We start from the raw sequence: 17,228 nt of genomic DNA, 5'->3' as shown, positions 1-17,228 counted from the left end.
ATTTAAAGGAGTCATCATGCAAGCATATCTCGCCAACATCCAGGGTCTGACCGCTATCGGCATCGGCATCATCATCGGTCTGGGCGCCATCGGTGCCTGCCTGGGTATCGCCCTGATGGGCGGCAAGTACATCGAGGCATGCGCACGTCAGCCTGAGCTGATGAACCCGCTGCAAACCAAGATGTTCCTGCTGGCTGGCCTGATCGACGCGGCATTCCTGATCGGCGTGGGTGTTGCAATGCTGTTCGCCTTCGCCAACCCGCTGCTGGCTGTCATTCAGTAAGTCTTTTCGGTCTGCATGATGCTGACGGGCGGCGCAGGCCTCAGTCCGATGGCCTGGCCGCCCTTGTGCATTTATCTGTAGTTTGATTACCGAAAGGAACACACCATGAATCTGAACGCAACGTTTTTTGCGCAGATGGTCGTGTTCTTCATCCTGTGGTGGGTTGTTGCCAAATTCATTTGGCCGCCGCTGGTGAAGGCGCTCGACGAACGCGCAAAGAAGATCGCCGATGGCCTCGCCGCTGCCGAAAAAGGCAAGGCCGAGCTCGAACTCGCCAACAAGCGTGTGGACCAGGCCCTGGCCGAAGCCCGCACCGAGGGCGCCCAACGCGTCGCTGACGCCGAGAAGCGCGCCCAACTGACGGCCGACGAGATCAAGCAGAACGCCCAGGCAGAAGCCGCACGCATCATCGCCCAGGCCAAGGCCGAGGCGGACCAGCAAGTGACCCGCGCCCGCGAACAGCTGCGCGACCAGGTTGCCACGCTGGCCGTGAAGGGCGCCGAGCAGATCCTCAAGCGTGAAGTGAACGCGCAGGTGCACGCCGACCTGCTCAATCAACTCAAGGCTGAGCTCTAATCATGGCTGAAACCGCAACCATTGCCCGTCCCTACGCCGAGGCGCTGTTCCGCGTCGCGAGCGAAGCCGGTGCAGGCAACCTGGGTGCATGGTCCGAACTGGTGTCGGAGATGGGGCAGGTTGCCGCCAATCCCGACATGAAGGCGCTTGCCGACGATCCGAACGTTTCCGCCCAGAAGCTGGCGGAAGTGTTCCTGTCGGTGCTGAAGAGCCCGGTCAACGACGAGGCACGCCGCTTCGTGAACCTGCTGGCGGAGAACAACCGCCTGACGGTGCTGCCGGAAATCGCCGAACAGTTCCATGCGCTCAAGAACGCCCGCGAGGGGTCGTCCGACGTCGAGATCACCAGCGCTTTCCCGCTGGAGACCTCGCAAGTCAACGAACTGGTCGCCGCACTCGAACGCAAGTTCGGTCGCAAGCTGTACGCACAGGTGGCGGTGGACCCGTCCCTGATCGGCGGCGTGAGCGTCAAGGTCGGCGACGAAGTGCTCGACACCTCCGTGCGCGCGCGCCTGGCTGCCATGCAAGCCGCGCTGACCGCCTGACCGCAACGGCCGACGGATTGAAGAATTAGGAGCATTGTGATGCAACTGAACCCCTCAGAAATCAGCGAGCTGATCAAGTCCCGCATCTCGGGTCTTGGCGCCGACGCTGAAGTGCGCAACACCGGCACGGTGATCTCCGTGACCGATGGTATCTGCCGCGTGCACGGCCTGTCCGGCGTGATGCAGGGCGAGATGCTGGAATTCCCCGGCAACACCTTTGGCCTGGCGCTGAACCTGGAGCGTGACTCCGTGGGCGCCGTGGTGCTGGGTGACTACGAACACATTTCCGAAGGCGACACGGTGAAGTGCACCGGCCGCATTCTGGAAGTGCCGGTGGGTCGCGAACTGCTGGGCCGCGTGGTGAACACGCTGGGCCAGCCGATCGACGGCAAGGGCCCGATCAACGCCAAGGAATCGGACGTGATCGAGAAGGTGGCCCCGGGCGTGATCGCGCGTCAGTCGGTGAGCCAGCCGGTGCAGACCGGCCTGAAGTCGATCGACGCGATGGTGCCGATCGGCCGTGGCCAGCGTGAGCTGATCATTGGCGACCGCCAGACCGGCAAGACCGCCGTGGCTGTCGACGCCATCATCAACCAGAAGGGCAAGGGCGTCTTCTGCGTGTACGTGGCAATCGGCCAGAAGGCTTCGACGATCGCCAACGTGGTGCGCAAGCTGGAAGAGCACGGCGCGATGGAATACACCGTCGTCGTGGCCGCTGCCGCTTCGGACTCGGCCGCCATGCAGTACCTGGCCGCCTACGCCGGCTGCACGATGGGCGAGTACTTCCGCGACCGCGGCGAAGACGCGCTGATCGTCTATGACGACCTGACCAAGCAAGCCTGGGCCTACCGCCAGGTGTCGCTGCTGCTGCGCCGCCCGCCGGGCCGCGAAGCCTACCCCGGCGACGTGTTCTACCTGCACTCGCGTCTGCTCGAGCGTGCTGCCCGCGTGAACGAAGACTACGTGTCGAAGTTCACCAAAGGCGCCGTGACCGGCAAGACCGGTTCGCTGACCGCGCTGCCCGTGATCGAAACGCAGGCGGGTGACGTGTCCGCATTCGTGCCGACCAACGTGATCTCGATCACCGACGGCCAGATCTTCCTGGAAACCGACCTGTTCAACGCCGGTATCCGCCCCGCTATCAACGCCGGTATCTCGGTGTCGCGCGTGGGTGGTGCTGCCCAGACCAAGGTCATCAAGAAGCTGTCCGGCGGTATCCGTACCGACCTGGCCCAGTACCGTGAGCTGGCTGCGTTCGCGCAGTTCGCCTCGGACCTGGACGATGCCACCCGCAAGCAGCTGGAGCGCGGCCGCCGCGTGACGGAACTGCTGAAACAGCCGCAGTACCAGCCGCTGCAGGTGTGGCAACTGGCCGCGTCGCTGTACGCCGCGAACAACGGCTTCCTGGACAACGTGGACGTGAAGGACATCCTGCCGTTCGAGAAGGGCCTCCACGACCACCTGAAGACCAAGTTCGCCGATCTCGTCAACCGCATCGAAGATACCAAGGATCTGTCGAAGGACGACGAGGCCGCTCTGCGTGCCGCGATCGAGGATTTCAGGAAGTCCGCCGCGTTCTAACCGCGTAATTCCACGGATCGCGCCGCGCGCCGGGAGCAACGGCAGCGCGGCGCGAATCGAATGGAGAGGAAGATATGGCCGGAACGAAAGAGATTCGAACCAAGATCAAGAGCGTGCAGAACACGCGCAAGATCACCAAGGCGATGGAGATGGTCGCCGCGTCCAAGATGCGCAAGGCGCAGGAACGGATGCGGAATGCCCGCCCCTACGCCGAGAAAGTGCGGAATATCGCGGCGCACCTGGCTACGGCCAACCCCGAGTTCAAGCATCCGTTCATGCAGGCCCGCGATGTGAAGCGCGCCGGCTTGATCGTGGTGACGACGGACAAGGGCCTGTGCGGCGGCATGAACACGAACGTGCTGCGCGCGGTGACCAATGAACTGAAGACCCTGCAGGGCCGCAGCGTGGACGTGCAAGCGACCGCGATCGGTACCAAGGGCATGCAGTTCCTGGGCCGCATTGGCGCCAAGGTGGTCTCGCATGTGGTGCACCTTGGTGACACCCCGCATCTGGAAAAGCTCATCGGCGCGATCAAGGTCCAGCTCGACGCATTCGCCAATGGCGAGGTCGACGTGGTGTACCTGGCGTACACCAAGTTCATCAATACGATGAAGCAGGAGCCGATGGTCGAGCAACTGCTGCCGCTGGCAGCCGACAAGCTCAGCCAGACCGAAGACGAAAAGCGTGCCTACTCGTGGGATTACATCTACGAGCCTGACGCCCAGACCGTAGTGGAAGAGCTGCTCGTCCGCTATGTCGAAGCGCTGGTGTACCAGGCCGTGGCCGAGAACATGGCGTCCGAGCAATCGGCGCGCATGGTGGCCATGAAGGCTGCTTCCGACAACGCCAAGAACGTGATCGGCGAACTGCAACTGGTCTACAACAAGACCCGTCAGGCAGCGATCACCAAGGAACTGTCGGAAATCGTCAGCGGTGCCGCTGCGGTCTAAGGCGTCAAGTATTCAAGCTATCGGAGATACGAAATGAGTATCGGAAATATTGTGCAGTGCATTGGCGCCGTGGTGGACATCGAGTTCCCGCGCGACGCAATGCCGAAGGTGTACGACGCGCTCGTGCTGGAAGAATCCGGCGACTCGTCGTTTGCCGAGAAGGGCCTGACCTTCGAAGTGCAGCAGCAGCTGGGCGACGGCGTGGTGCGTACCATTGCCCTGGGTTCGTCCGACGGCCTGCGCCGCGGCATGCCGGTCAAGAGCACCGGCGCCCCCATCTCCGTGCCGGTTGGCCACGGTACGCTGGGCCGCATCATGGACGTGCTGGGTCGTCCCATCGACGAAGCCGGCCCGATCCAGGCTGACGAGCTGCGCGGCATCCACCAGAAGGCCCCGAGGTTCGACGAACTGTCGCCGTCGGTGGACCTGCTGGAAACCGGCATCAAGGTGATCGACCTGGTCTGCCCGTTCGCAAAGGGCGGCAAGGTGGGCCTGTTCGGTGGCGCCGGCGTGGGCAAGACCGTGAACATGATGGAGCTCATCAACAACATCGCCAAGCAGCACAGCGGTTTGTCGGTGTTCGCCGGCGTGGGCGAGCGTACCCGTGAAGGGAACGACTTCTACCACGAAATGAAGGACTCGAACGTGCTCGACAAGGTGGCCATGGTGTTCGGCCAGATGAACGAGCCGCCGGGCAACCGTCTGCGCGTGGCGCTGACCGGCCTGACCATGGCCGAGCGCTTCCGTGACGAAGGCCGCGACATCCTGTTCTTCGTGGACAACATCTACCGCTACACGCTGGCCGGTACCGAAGTGTCCGCACTGCTGGGCCGTATGCCTTCCGCCGTGGGCTACCAGCCGACGCTGGCCGAGGAAATGGGCAAGCTGCAGGAGCGCATTACGTCGACCAAGACTGGCTCGATCACGTCGATCCAGGCCGTGTACGTGCCTGCGGATGACTTGACCGACCCGTCGCCCGCCACGACCTTCCTGCACTTGGACTCCACCGTGGTGCTGTCGCGTGACATCGCCGCGCTGGGTATCTACCCGGCCGTTGACCCGCTCGACTCCACGTCGCGCCAGCTGGATCCGCAAGTCGTCGGCACGGAACACTACGAAGTGGCCCGCCGCGTGCAGCAGACCCTGCAGCGCTACAAGGAACTGCGCGACATCATCGCGATTCTGGGCATGGACGAACTGTCGCCGGAAGACAAGCTGGCCGTGTCCCGCGCCCGTAAGATCCAGCGTTTCCTGTCGCAGCCGTTCCACGTGGCCGAAGTGTTCACGGGTTCGCCGGGCAAGTACGTGCCGCTGAAGGAAACCATCCGTGGTTTCAAGATGCTGGTGGATGGCGAGTGCGATCACCTGCCCGAGCAGGCGTTCTACATGGTCGGTTCGATCGACGAAGCCTTCGAGAAGGCCAAGAAGCTCCAGTAAGCGGTGTGTTTCGCCTTCATGCACCGTGGCGATTGCCGCGACCCGCGTGGAGGCGAAAACTTGCTTCCTGGTATCGGGAAGCTAACGCTTTCAGGAGAAAGGATCTGATATGGCAACCATTCTTGTAGACGTCGTCAGCGCGGAAGCGTCGATCTTCTCCGGTCAGGCGAAGTTCGTGGCGTTGCCGGGCGAGACGGGTGAACTGGGTATCCTGCCGGGCCACACGCCGCTGATCACCCGCATCCAGCCGGGTGCGGTGCGCATCGAGAAGGAAGACGGTAGCGAAGAGTTCGTGTTCGTTGCCGGCGGCATTCTCGAAGTCCAGCCGAAGCACGTGACCGTGCTGGCCGATACCGCCATCCGCGGTAGCGACCTGGACGAGGCCAAGGCGCGGGACGCCAAGCGTGCGGCCGAGGAACTGATGCAGAACCAGGGCAGCGACCTGGATCTGGCGCGCGCGCAGAGCGAGCTGGCCGTGGCCGCTGCGCAGCTGGCAGCCATCGCCCGTCTGCGTCGTAAGAAGTAAGCAGTTAAGTAGGACTGGCGCACCTGTTGTTTTTTCGGTGCGCCATGGAAAAAGGCAGCCATGTGGCTGCCTTTTTTGTTCGGCGGGCGCTATATTTTCTTGCCTGGACCACAAAAAAAAGCGCGCGGGCCGGGGAGGCTCCGCGCGGACGGGAAAATCCCTTCGAGGGGTCAATTCGAAGGAACGGGTTCGGTCCAGGATTTACTCACGAGCGCATCGGAGTCTTCTCTCCGCATCTCTTGGCGAGTCCCCGACATCACATCCGGGGAAACTCAAGCCACGCGCCGATCGGTCTTTCCTGGTGCTCCGGATCGGCAAGTTCTGACTTGCTGGTCCGGAAAATCGGGATACTGCCAAGCAAACTCTTTCAGGCTTTCTTCCGCATCCCCTTATTTTTCAATACTTTACGGGTGGGGACACTTCACACCAGCGTTCGGTGTGTCAATGCATTGTGGGGGAAACTTCTGGGGATGGCAGTAACAAAATGTATCGTTTTGCAAGTAGTTGAAAGCCCGGCGGGTAAAAATCCGGCGTTTTAGCCGCTTTTATGCGCCGTTCGAGGCGCAATCTGCACACGGATCGATGTGGCTCCGGTAAGCCAATGTTAAGACATTTAAGTGCTAGGCTACTGAATGCATTAGGTTTTCTGCGAATACATAATCCGCATGCCCCACTTTTGGGGGATAAAGAAAACTCCCGCTTTAAAACTGTGTTCGCTAGCGCCTCTAGCGTTACGATTCGATACGGTTCAAGCGCACCCTTCGCCGCTTTGTTTCCTTCGCCGCCCGCCCGACGGGCGATTACACTGGCGCCAGTTTAGATTTTCCACGACGCGCCATGGCCATCGATCCCCAGATTCTCGCCTATTACCAACGCATGGCCGAGCAGTACGCCGGCCAGCCCGTACCCGTTGATGCGTCCGCACGCCGCGCCCGCTTCGACGAGGTGGCCGCGCAGTCATTGATCGATGACCCAGCGGGGATGGGCGTCACCGACATCGCGCTCGAGCCAGGCGCGGCATCGCTGCCCGTGCGCCTGTTTCGCCCTGCCGAGGTGGCACGCCCGCGCCTGATCGTCTATTTCCATGGCGGCGGCTGGGTGGTCGGCTCGCCGCGCACCCACCACACGGTAGCTGCCTTACTGGCCGAAGACACGGGCTGCGCGGTGGCCAGTGTCGACTACCGGCTCGCGCCAGAACACGCTTTCCCCGCACCGTGCGATGACGCCATTAACGCCGTGCGCGCGCTGGCGGCAATGCGCGAAGCGCTCGACGTCGATCCCGACTTCCTCGCCGTGGCCGGCGATAGCGCGGGTGGACACCTCGCCGCCTTGGCCGCCCGCGAGGTCAATGCCGCCGCTGGCGCGCCAGTCGTCAACGCGCAGCTGCTGATCTATCCGGTTACCGCGCCGGTGCTGACCACGGAGAGCTACCGCGCCTTCGCCGATGGCCCTGGCCTGACGCGTGACGAGATGGCCTGGTTCTGGACCCAGTTCATCGGCGCCGACGCCCTGACCCGTGGCCCCGAGACCACCGACCCACGCATCCATTTGATGGCCACCGCGCCGTCGCAGCTGCCGCCGGCCAGCGTGGTGCTGGTAGCCGCCAACGACGTATTGCGCGATGACGGCCTTGCCTACGCGGATTTCCTCGTGCGCCACGACGCCATGGTCGTCACGATCGAGGCCAGCGGCATGACCCACGGCTTCGCCCGCCTGCAACCGGACGCGCCGCGCGCCCGCGAGTGGATGCGCCGTGCCGCGCAGGCCTTCGTCGGCATCTTCGACGATGCGTGACATCTTTCCCGAACAGCGTGCGGCGGCGGCCATCCCTTAGAATGGCGGTCTTGAGAGGATGACCATGACCGCATTGCAGAACGATACCTTCCTGCGCGCGCTGCGCCGGCAACCCACCGAGTACACGCCGCTGTGGCTGATGCGCCAGGCGGGCCGCTACCTGCCCGAATACAACGCCACGCGCGCCCGCGCGGGGAGCTTCCTCGGGCTGGCGAAGAATCCCGCCTACGCAACGGAAGTGACGCTTCAGCCTCTCGACCGCTATCCGCTAGACGCCGCAATCCTGTTCTCGGACATCCTCACCGTGCCCGACGCGATGGGCCTCGGCCTGTCGTTCGCCCAAGGCGAAGGCCCGCGCTTCGCGCACCCGCTGCGCACTGAAGGCGATGTGGCCAGGCTCGCCGTGCCGGACATGGCGTCCCTGCAATACGTTTTTGACGCCGTGAGCGAGATCCGCCGCGCGCTGATCCAGGACGGCTGCCAGCGCGTGCCGCTGATCGGCTTCTCGGGCAGCCCGTGGACGCTGGCCTGCTACATGGTCGAAGGCGGCGGCTCGGACGACTTCCGCACGGTCAAGGCGATGATGTACGGCCGCCCGGACCTGATGCATCGCATCCTCGACATCAACGCGCAGGCCGTGTCCGCCTACCTGAACGCCCAGATCGAGGCGGGCGCGCAGGCCGTCATGGTGTTCGATACCTGGGGCGGCGCGCTGGCCGACGGCATGTACCAGCGCTTCTCGCTCGAATACATGCGGCGCGTGCTGGCCGGCCTCAAGCGCGAGCACGAGGGCCAGCAGATTCCGGCGATTGTCTTTACGAAGGGCGGCGGCCACTGGCTCGAGCAAATCGCCGAGATCGGTCCCGATGCCATCGGTCTCGACTGGACCGTGAACCTCGCCCAGGCCCGTCGCCGCACGGGCGGGCAGGTGGCCTTGCAGGGCAATATCGATCCGACCGTGCTGTTCGCGCCCGAAGCGGCCATCCGCGAGCAGGTGCGTGGCGTTCTCGACACCTACGCCGCCGGCGGCGGGAGTGACGGACACGTGTTCAACCTCGGCCATGGCATCTCGCAGTTCACGCCGCCCGAGAGCGTTTCCGTGCTGGTGGACGAGGTGCATCGTTACAGTCGCGCCCTGCGCGGCGCGCGGTAACACAGTCTGTCGGCCGTTTGAAATACCCCGCGTCGCAGCGACGCGGGTCCGTGCGCCGGCCTTGTGCACGGGGAGGCTCACGCCAGGGGCTGTCAAGTAAACTATTTTTTGATTTGTCTCCAAAAAGGTGCCGATGGGCCGTTGTCAAGGCTTGACTTATGCACACTGATAGGTTTGCGGCAGTGCACGAGCGGGTTACCCCTTAACTCAGTTGGGGGGTCTTCGCAAGTCCTTGATTCATAAGGCTTTGAATCTTCTTCAAGCGAGCTGCCGACAGCGATGGAACCGTGGATTTAAGCGCCTTCCGGGGAAGTTGGCGCGACTTTTCAACAAAGTTATCCACAGGCACTCCGGGGGAGGTGGAAAACCATCCATGGATCATCGACTTAGGGTCACATTTGAAGTTTTACTTTAAGTTGATGTTGCGCCGCACACAGACTTTTCTCATGGTGTCGACCATGCGCCGCATGCACAACGATTGCGCACCCGGGCTGCACCAGTCGGGGGGCCGCCGATGACCGTCCCCCTGCTCGACGTCGCGCAAACATCACAGACATTGGAAGCCTCCCCGGGCCCGGCACCAATCGTGCGCGTGGCGCTCGATACCCCGGCCGACGACTGTTTCGACTACGTGGCCGCGCATGGCGTGGCCCCGGGTGACCTCGTGGTGGTGCCGTTCGGCCGCCGCAGCATGGTCGGCGTGGCCGTGGAGATGGCCGACAGCAGCGATGTGCCCCCGGACCGCCTGCGCCCGGTGGAGCGCCATATCGGCTGGATGCCCCCGCTGAACGCCGAATGGATGGCGCTGGCCCGTTTTGCGGCGCGCTACTACCACCGCCGGCTGGGCGAGGTCATGCTGCCTGCGCTGCCGCCCTCGCTGCGCGAGGCCGAGACGTGGGGTCGCCTCGGCCAACGCGCCCAAAGCACGCAGTACCGGGTACGCGAAGGGCAGGGCGATGCCTTGCGCGCCGCCGTACCCACGCGCTCCCGCACCGCCCATGCGCTGGCCGCCGCGCTGGCCGCAACGCCGGACTGGATCGGTCTGGCGGACGCCCGCGCCCTCTGCACCGCCGCCCCCGCCCGGCTGGCCGAGTGGGAAGGCGCCGGCTGGATCGAATCGTCGATTGCTGCGCGAAGGCTGCTCGATATTGCGCCGGACCAGCCACCCTCCGTCGCGCCGCCCCTCCACGACGAGCAGCGGCAGGCCGTGGACGCCATCGCCGGCGCCGAAGGCTTCGCGCCGTTCCTGCTACACGGCGTCACCGGCAGCGGCAAAACCGAGGTCTACCTGCACGCCATGGCGAGCCTGCTGGCCGCCGACCCCGCCGCGCAGATCCTGATGCTCGTGCCTGAGATCAATCTCACGCCGCAGCTCCAGGCCCGCATTGCCGCCCGCTTCCCGCATGAGCCGCTGGCCGTGCTCCACAGCGGGCTGGCCGATCAGGAGCGCAGTCTGCAATGGCTCGCCGCCCATCGCGGCGAGGCGCGCATCGTGCTGGGTACGCGGATGGCGGTGCTGGCGTCGATGCCGCACTTGCGGCTGATTGTCGTCGATGAAGAGCACGATACGTCATACAAGCAGCAGGAAGGGCTGCGCTACTCGGCGCGCGACCTGGCCGTCTGGCGCGCCAACCAATTGAAGATCGGCATCGTGCTGGGCTCCGCCACGCCGTCCATGGAGACCTGGCATCGCGCCGAGCAGGGCGCCTACCGCAAGCTCGTGCTGCGCGAGCGCGCCCAGGCGGACGCCGCGCTGCCCACTGTGCGGCTGATCGACCTGAACCATGAGCGGCAGCGCCAGCGCCATCTGTTCGAAGGGCTCTCCGTGCCGCTGCTGGACGCCATCCAGCAACGGCTGGAGCGCGGCCAGCAAAGCCTGCTGTTCCTGAACCGGCGCGGCTATGCGCCGGTGCTGGCCTGCGACAGTTGCGGCTGGCTCTCCGGCTGCCCGCGTTGCTCGGCGTACCTCGTGCTGCACCGGCCGGAGCGCCGGCTGCGCTGCCACCACTGCGGGCTGGAATCGCCAGTGCCGCATCACTGCCCTGACTGCGGCAATGTCGATATTGCGCCACTTGGGCGGGGCACGCAGCGCATCGAGGAGGCCCTCGCCACGCGTTTTCCAGACGCCCGCATCGCCCGGATCGACGCCGACTCCACGCGCCGCAAGGGCACCGCGCAGGCGATGTTCGACGAAGTCCACGCGGGCGAGGTCGACATCCTGGTTGGCACGCAGATGGTGGCCAAGGGCCACGACTTCCAGCGCGTGACGCTGGTCGGCATCGTCCATCCGGACGCCGCGATGTTCAGTCACGACTTCCGCGCCGCCGAGCACCTGTTCGCGTCGCTGATGCAGGTCTCCGGCCGCGCGGGCCGGGCCGGGCTGCCGGGCGAAGTCTTGATCCAGACCCGTTACCCGGACGCCCCGGCGTTGCAGGCGCTGGTCCGGCATGACTATGATGGATTTGCCGCCAGCCAGTTGCGCGAGCGCCGTCAGGCCAGCCTGCCGCCATTCGCCTATCAAGTGCTGGTCACGGCCGAGCACGGCCAGCTCGAACGGGCGCTGGCCTTCCTCCAGGCCGCGCGCGAACGGGCCGATGCCTGTGCGCTGGCGCCAGAGGTGCAACTCCACGACCCGGTGCCGATGTCGATGGTGCGGATCTTCAACAAGGAGCGTGCGCAGATGCTGGTGGAAGCGAGCGCCCGCCCGGTGTTGCAACGGTTTGTGAGCGAGTGGGTGCAAACATTTGGCGAGGTCGGCAGCGCCGTGAAGGGGGTGCGCTGGCAGTTGGAGATCGACCCGCTGCGGATCTAGACGGCGTGCAAAGTGTTGTAGTGGTGCAACCGTCGCACCCCTTCGCAGGCTAAGGGGTTGCACTAGGTTGCACCTCGCAATTTTCCGAGGGTAATATCGCGGCAGCCCTGAAGCGGCCGGGGCTCGCGTGCGCACCGCGCGCGGACCGCGTGGCCGCTTCCCCCGCTTTTCGGAGAACTGCTCGCATGGCCACCACCACCCTCGGCGTCAAGCTCGACGACGCCTCGCGCGACCGCCTCAAACGCGTTGCCCAATCGATCGACCGCACCCCGCACTGGCTGATCAAGCAGGCGATCTTCACGTATCTGGAGCAGGTCGAGCGCGGCCATCTGCCGCACGAAGGCGGGTTCGGCGCCAGCGCGGACGCCGACGGCAGCGACACCGAGGTGCAACCGGGCGACACCGCCCCGCAGCCATTCCTCGAATTCGCCCAGAGTATCCAGCCGCAGTCCGTGCTGCGCGCTGCGATTACCTCGGCCTATCGTCGCCCGGAAACCGATTGCGTGCCGGTGCTGCTGGAACAGGCCCGCCTGCCGCAGCAACAGGCCGACGCCGCGATCAAGATGGCCAAGACGCTGGCCCAGCGCCTGCGCGAGCAGAAGGTGGGCACCGGCCGCGAAGGCTTGGTGCAGGGCCTGATTCAGGAATTCTCGCTGTCGTCGCAGGAAGGCGTGGCGCTGATGTGCCTGGCCGAAGCGCTGCTGCGCATTCCCGACAAGGCCACGCGCGACGCGCTGATCCGCGACAAGATCAGCGGCGCCAACTGGCAGTCGCACCTGGGCCAGAGCCCGTCGCTGTTCGTCAACGCCGCCACCTGGGGCCTGCTGCTGACCGGCAAGCTGGTCGCCACGCATACGGAGTCCGGGCTGTCGAAGGCGCTGACGCGCATCATCGGCAAGGGCGGCGAGCCGCTGATCCGCAAGGGCGTGGATATGGCCATGCGCCTGATGGGCGAGCAGTTCGTCACCGGCGAGACCATCTCCGAGGCGCTCGCCAACGCCCGGAAATACGAGGCCGAAGGCTTCCGCTACTCGTACGACATGCTCGGCGAAGCCGCCATGACCGAGGCCGACGCCCAGCGCTACCTGGCCTCCTACGAGCAGGCCATCCACGCCATCGGCCAGGCGTCACGCGGCCGGGGCATCTACGAGGGCCCGGGCATCTCGATCAAGCTGTCCGCGCTGCATCCGCGCTACAGCCGCGCCCAGCACGAGCGCGTGATCTCGGAACTCTACGGCCGCCTGAAGTCCCTGACGATGCTGGCGCGCCAGTACGACATCGGCATCAATATCGATGCGGAAGAGGCAGACCGCCTCGAAATCTCGCTCGACCTGCTCGAACGCCTCTGCTTCGAACCCGACCTCGCCGGCTGGAACGGCATCGGCTTCGTGGTGCAGGGTTACCAGAAGCGCTGCCCGTTCGTGATCGACTATGTGATCGACCTCGCGCGCCGCAGCCGGCACCGCCTGATGATCCGCCTGGTCAAGGGCGCCTATTGGGATAGCGAGATCAAGCGCGGGCAGGTCGATGGCCTGGAGGGCTACCCGGTCTATACGCGCAAGGTGTACACCGATGTGTCGTACATCGCCTGCGCGCGCAAGCTGCTGTCCGTGCCCGACGCGATCTATCCCCAGTTCGCCACGCACAACGCGCACACGCTTTCGGCGATCTACCAGATCGCCGGCCAGAACTACTACCCCGGCCAATACGAGTTCCAGTGCCTGCACGGCATGGGCGAGCCGCTGTACGACCAGGTGGTGGGTCCCCTTGCCGAGGGCAAGTTCAACCGGCCTTGCCGGATCTACGCGCCGGTGGGCACGCACGAAACGCTGTTGGCCTATCTGGTCCGCCGCCTGCTGGAAAATGGCGCAAATACGTCGTTCGTGAACCGGATTGCCGACGACACCATCGCCCTCGACGAGCTGGTGGCCGACCCGGTGGCCGTGGTCGAGCAGATGCACAAGACCGAAGGCACGCTCGGCCTGCCGCACCCGCGCATCCCGCATCCGCGCGCGCTGTATGGCAAGTCGCGCGCCAATTCGATCGGTATCGATCTGTCGAACGAGCACCGGCTGGCGTCGCTGTCGTCGGCGCTGCTGGCCGGCACGAGCGACACCGTGCGTGCCGAGCCGCTGCTGGGTGGCGATGTGTCGCGCGCCGACGCCGTGTTCGCCCCGGTGCTGAATCCGGCCGACCACCGCGACGTGGTGGGCCACGTCAGCGAAGCCACACCGGACGAGATCGAGGCCGCGCTGGCCGCCGCCGTCAACGTGGCGCCGATCTGGCAGGCCACGCCGCCCGAGGTGCGCGCCGCCGCCCTGGAGCGCGCCGCTGACCTGATGGAAGCCCAGATGCAGTCGCTGATGGGCACCATCATGCGCGAGGCCGGCAAAACCTTCTCGAACGCGATTGCCGAAGTGCGCGAGGCCGTGGACTTCCTGCGCTACTACGCGGTGCAGGTGCGGGAGGGCTTCTCGAACGATACCCATCGCCCGCTGGGCCCGGTGGTCTGCATCAGCCCGTGGAATTTCCCGCTGGCGATCTTCACCGGCCAGGTGGCTGCCGCGCTGGCCGCCGGCAACCCGGTGCTGGCCAAGCCGGCCGAGCAGACCCCGCTGATCGCCGCCCAGGCCGTGCGCCTGCTGCGCGAGGCCGGCGTGCCGGCTGGTGCCGTGCAACTGCTGCCGGGCCGCGGCGAGACCGTCGGCGCCATGCTGGTGGGCGATGCCCGCGTCAAGGGCGTGATGTTCACCGGCTCCACCGAGGTGGCGCGCCTGCTGCAACGCAACGTGGCTGGCCGTCTGGACGCCGCCGGCCGTCCGATCCCGCTGATCGCCGAAACCGGCGGCCAGAACGCGATGATCGTGGATTCGTCCGCGCTGGCCGAGCAGGTGGTGGCGGACGTGGTGTCCTCCGCCTTCGACTCGGCTGGCCAGCGCTGCTCCGCGCTGCGCGTGCTGTGCCTGCAGGAAGACGTGGCCGACCGCATCCTGGAAATGCTCAAGGGCGCGATGGGCGAGCTGACGCTGGCCAACCCGGACCGCCTCTCGACCGACGTCGGCCCGGTGATCGACGACGAAGCGCGTACCGGCATCGTCCGCCATATCGAGGCGATGCGCGCCAAGGGCCGCCGTGTCCATCAGGCCGATCCGGGCGCCGCGCAGTCTGCCGCCTGCCGCCACGGCACCTTCGTGCCGCCCACGCTGATCGAGCTGGAAAGCCTGGATGAGTTGCAACGCGAGGTCTTCGGCCCGGTGCTGCACGTGGTGCGCTACCCGCGCGCCGCGCTCGACACGATGATCGACCAGATCAACGGCACCGGCTATGGCCTGACGCTGGGCATCCATACGCGGATTGACGAAACCATCGCCCGCATCGTGGATCGTGCCCATGTGGGCAACCTGTATGTGAATCGCAACATTGTTGGTGCAGTGGTTGGCGTGCAGCCGTTTGGTGGCGAGGGCCTGTCCGGCACCGGCCCCAAGGCGGGCGGCCCGCTCTACCTGCACCGCCTGCTGTCGGTGTGCCCGCAGGACGCCGTGGCCCGCACCGTGCGTAGCGCCGATACCAACGGCGGGGCGCAGGTTGCGCCGGTCTCATCCGGCCTGGCCGCGCTGAAGGCGTGGGCGCAGGGCTCGCAACCCGAGTTGGCGGCCGCCTGCGACCGCTTCGCCGAGGCGAGCCCGTCCGGCCTGGCCGTGACGCTGCCCGGCCCCACCGGCGAGCGCAATACCTACTCGCTGCTGCCGCGCGAGCGGGTGCTGTGCCTGGCCCAGCAAGAGGCAGACCTGCTCACCCAGCTGGCCGCCGTACTGGCCGTGGGCGCCCAGGCGTTGTGGCCAGACACCACTGCAAACAAGGGCTTGCTGTCGCGCCTGCCCCAGGCAGTACAATCGCGCGTCCGCCTGGCCGCCAACTGGCAAGATGCGCAGGCTGCGGACGCCGCTTTCGACGCGGTGCTGCACCACGGCGATTCCGACCAGCTGCGTACCGTCTGCGAACAGGTGGCCCAGCGGCCTGGTCCCATCGTCGGCGTGCAGGGGTTGGCTCACGGTGAACCGAATGTCGCGCTGGAGCGTTTGTTGATCGAGCGTTCGCTGTCCGTCAACACGGCGGCAGCGGGCGGCAATGCAAGTCTGATGACGATTGGCTAAGTATTAAGCAAGTCCTTAGTTGATCGGTTGTCGATGCGTGCGGTGGGGGCCGGCGATCCCGACCCCGCCGCGCAACCGAGGAACGGAGCGGTGCTGCCAACGCCGGTCCGCGATGCGCGCCGGAGGCCGGCCGCGCAGCCACAATACGGCACCCTAAGCACCCAATGGGACCCAAGGAGAACTGATGAGCTCGACATTCCAAAAAACGGCCATGACCGTTGCCATGGCCGTTGCAGGCCTGACCGCCGCGCAGGCTGCCTTCGCGCAGGCGCAGGAAATCAAGCTGGGCTTCGCCGCCCCGATGACCGGCGGCCAGGCGCAGTACGGCAAGGACATGCAGAACGGCGTGGTCCTCGCCATCGAGGACATGAACGCCACCAAGCCGAAGATCGGCGGCAAGGAAGTCAAGTTCGTGCTGGTCTCGGAAGATGACCAGGCAGATCCGAAGACGGGTTCCGTGGTGGCCCAGAAGCTGGTGGACTCGGGCATCCAGGGCATGCTCGGCCACTTCAACTCGGGCACCAGCATCCCGGCGTCGATGGTCTACAACCGCGCCGGCATTCCCCAGATCGCCATGGCCACGGCCCCCGAGTACACGCGCCAGGGCTTCAAGACCACGTTCCGCATGATGACGTCCGATACCCAGCAGGGTTCGGTGATCGGCGCCTTTGTGGTGAAGAAGCTGGGTGCCAAGAACATCGCCATCGTCGATGACCGTACCGCCTACGGCCAGGGTCTGGCTGACGAGTTCGAGAAGGCCGCCAAGGCCGCCGGCGGCAAGATCGTGCGCCGCGAGTTCACCAACGACAAGGCGGTGGACTTCAAGGCCGTGCTGACCAACCTGAAGCGCAGCAACCCGGACGTGATCTTCTACGGCGGCGCCGAGACCCAATCGGCCCCGATGGCCAAGCAGGTCAAGGAACTGGGCCTGAAGGCGCCGCTGGTGTCGGGCGAAATGTCGAAGACCGACAACTTCCTGAAGCTGGCCGGCTCGGCGGCCGATGGCACGGTGGTGTCGCTGGCCGGCCTGCCGCTGGACCAGATGCCGGGCGGCGCCGCGTACGAGAAGAAGTACGAAAAGCGCTTCGGCGGCAAGGTGCAGACCTACTCGCCGTACGCCTATGACGGCGCCACCGCCATGATGACGGCGATGATCAAGGCCGGCTCGGCTGACCCGGCGCGTTACCTGCCGGTACTGGCCGCGACCAACATGCAGGGCGTGACCACCAAGACGCTGGCCTATGACGCCCGCGGTGACCTGAAGGACGGCGGCATTACCGTTTACAAGGTCGTGGACGGCAAGTGGACCGTGCTGGAAACGGTGGGCGGCAAGTAAGCCCTGACTGCGCAAGACACAGGGCCGCCGGCTGGCTTTCCTCCGGCCGGCGCGCCTGCAGGACTCACGCCACCCCCCGGG

General features: G+C 65.6%; 12 protein-coding genes. All 12 read left to right on the top strand.

Annotated elements, in window-relative coordinates:
- Nucleotides 1–16 precede the first annotated feature (16 nt).
- The 12 genes from atpE to SB751_RS22300 all read left to right on the top strand — a co-directional run bounded on the left by atpE (nt 17) and on the right by SB751_RS22300 (nt 17,147).
- Nucleotides 17–283, top strand: coding sequence for a F0F1 ATP synthase subunit C (atpE, locus tag SB751_RS22355; RefSeq protein WP_092138471.1), 267 nt, complete (start codon nt 17–19; stop codon nt 281–283).
- A gap of 105 nt (nt 284–388) precedes the next feature.
- Complete coding sequence (locus SB751_RS22350; RefSeq protein ID WP_144203359.1) at nt 389–859, top strand: F0F1 ATP synthase subunit B; 471 nt, start codon at nt 389–391, stop codon at nt 857–859.
- 2 nt (nt 860–861) lie between these two features.
- A complete protein-coding gene (locus SB751_RS22345; protein ID WP_144203361.1) occupies nt 862–1,404 on the top strand; it encodes a F0F1 ATP synthase subunit delta in 543 nt (180 codons plus the stop codon).
- 39 nt (nt 1,405–1,443) lie between these two features.
- Complete coding sequence (gene atpA / locus SB751_RS22340) at nt 1,444–2,985, top strand: F0F1 ATP synthase subunit alpha (protein WP_144203363.1); 1,542 nt, start codon at nt 1,444–1,446, stop codon at nt 2,983–2,985.
- Nucleotides 2,986–3,059: 74 nt separating this feature from the next.
- Nucleotides 3,060–3,935, top strand: a complete 876-nt coding sequence (gene atpG, locus SB751_RS22335; protein ID WP_144203366.1) for a F0F1 ATP synthase subunit gamma — start codon at nt 3,060–3,062, stop codon at nt 3,933–3,935.
- Nucleotides 3,936–3,968: 33 nt separating this feature from the next.
- The gene (atpD, locus tag SB751_RS22330) at nt 3,969–5,372 is read left to right on the top strand and encodes a F0F1 ATP synthase subunit beta (RefSeq protein ID WP_144203368.1); all 1,404 of its coding nucleotides are present in this window, start codon (nt 3,969–3,971) and stop codon (nt 5,370–5,372) included.
- 109 nt (nt 5,373–5,481) lie between these two features.
- Nucleotides 5,482–5,898, top strand: a complete 417-nt coding sequence (locus tag SB751_RS22325) for a F0F1 ATP synthase subunit epsilon (RefSeq protein ID WP_144203370.1) — start codon at nt 5,482–5,484, stop codon at nt 5,896–5,898.
- A gap of 837 nt (nt 5,899–6,735) precedes the next feature.
- Entirely contained in the window at nt 6,736–7,692 is a 957-nt protein-coding gene (locus tag SB751_RS22320; protein ID WP_144203372.1) for an alpha/beta hydrolase, read from the top strand.
- A gap of 64 nt (nt 7,693–7,756) precedes the next feature.
- Nucleotides 7,757–8,845, top strand: coding sequence for a uroporphyrinogen decarboxylase (hemE, locus tag SB751_RS22315; protein WP_211943684.1), 1,089 nt, complete (start codon nt 7,757–7,759; stop codon nt 8,843–8,845).
- 514 nt (nt 8,846–9,359) lie between these two features.
- Entirely contained in the window at nt 9,360–11,657 is a 2,298-nt protein-coding gene (locus SB751_RS22310; RefSeq protein WP_144203376.1) for a primosomal protein N', read from the top strand.
- 185 nt (nt 11,658–11,842) lie between these two features.
- On the top strand, nt 11,843–15,811 hold the full coding sequence (gene putA, locus SB751_RS22305) for a trifunctional transcriptional regulator/proline dehydrogenase/L-glutamate gamma-semialdehyde dehydrogenase (protein WP_144203378.1): 3,969 nt from the start codon (nt 11,843–11,845) through the stop codon (nt 15,809–15,811).
- A 184-nt stretch (nt 15,812–15,995) separates the two neighbouring features.
- Nucleotides 15,996–17,147 carry a branched-chain amino acid ABC transporter substrate-binding protein gene (locus SB751_RS22300; protein WP_144203380.1) on the top strand — a complete coding sequence of 384 codons (1,152 nt, stop codon included), beginning with the start codon at nt 15,996–15,998 and terminating at the stop codon, nt 17,145–17,147.
- Nucleotides 17,148–17,228: the final 81 nt, after the last annotated feature.

Origin of the sequence: Cupriavidus sp. SIMBA_020 (assembly GCF_046535395.1) — a bacterium.
Lineage (GTDB): Bacteria > Pseudomonadota > Gammaproteobacteria > Burkholderiales > Burkholderiaceae > Cupriavidus > Cupriavidus campinensis.
The sequence above is the reverse complement of the archived record's forward strand: the minus strand, read 5'-3'. Positions and strand labels throughout refer to the sequence as shown.

Bases quoted from the DNA above. Each gene is read 5' to 3' on its own strand.
- SB751_RS22325 (WP_144203370.1), top strand. From the start codon at position 5,482: ATGGCAACCATTCTTGTAGACGTCGTCAGCGCGGAAGCGTCGATCTTC.
- atpD (WP_144203368.1), top strand. From the start codon at position 3,969: ATGAGTATCGGAAATATTGTGCAGTGCATTGGCGCCGTGGTGGACATC.
- putA (WP_144203378.1), top strand. From the start codon at position 11,843: ATGGCCACCACCACCCTCGGCGTCAAGCTCGACGACGCCTCGCGCGAC.
- SB751_RS22300 (WP_144203380.1), top strand. From the start codon at position 15,996: ATGAGCTCGACATTCCAAAAAACGGCCATGACCGTTGCCATGGCCGTT.
- atpA (WP_144203363.1), top strand. From the start codon at position 1,444: ATGCAACTGAACCCCTCAGAAATCAGCGAGCTGATCAAGTCCCGCATC.
- SB751_RS22350 (WP_144203359.1), top strand. From the start codon at position 389: ATGAATCTGAACGCAACGTTTTTTGCGCAGATGGTCGTGTTCTTCATC.
- atpE (WP_092138471.1), top strand. From the start codon at position 17: ATGCAAGCATATCTCGCCAACATCCAGGGTCTGACCGCTATCGGCATC.
- SB751_RS22310 (WP_144203376.1), top strand. From the start codon at position 9,360: ATGACCGTCCCCCTGCTCGACGTCGCGCAAACATCACAGACATTGGAA.
- hemE (WP_211943684.1), top strand. From the start codon at position 7,757: ATGACCGCATTGCAGAACGATACCTTCCTGCGCGCGCTGCGCCGGCAA.
- SB751_RS22345 (WP_144203361.1), top strand. From the start codon at position 862: ATGGCTGAAACCGCAACCATTGCCCGTCCCTACGCCGAGGCGCTGTTC.
- SB751_RS22320 (WP_144203372.1), top strand. From the start codon at position 6,736: ATGGCCATCGATCCCCAGATTCTCGCCTATTACCAACGCATGGCCGAG.
- atpG (WP_144203366.1), top strand. From the start codon at position 3,060: ATGGCCGGAACGAAAGAGATTCGAACCAAGATCAAGAGCGTGCAGAAC.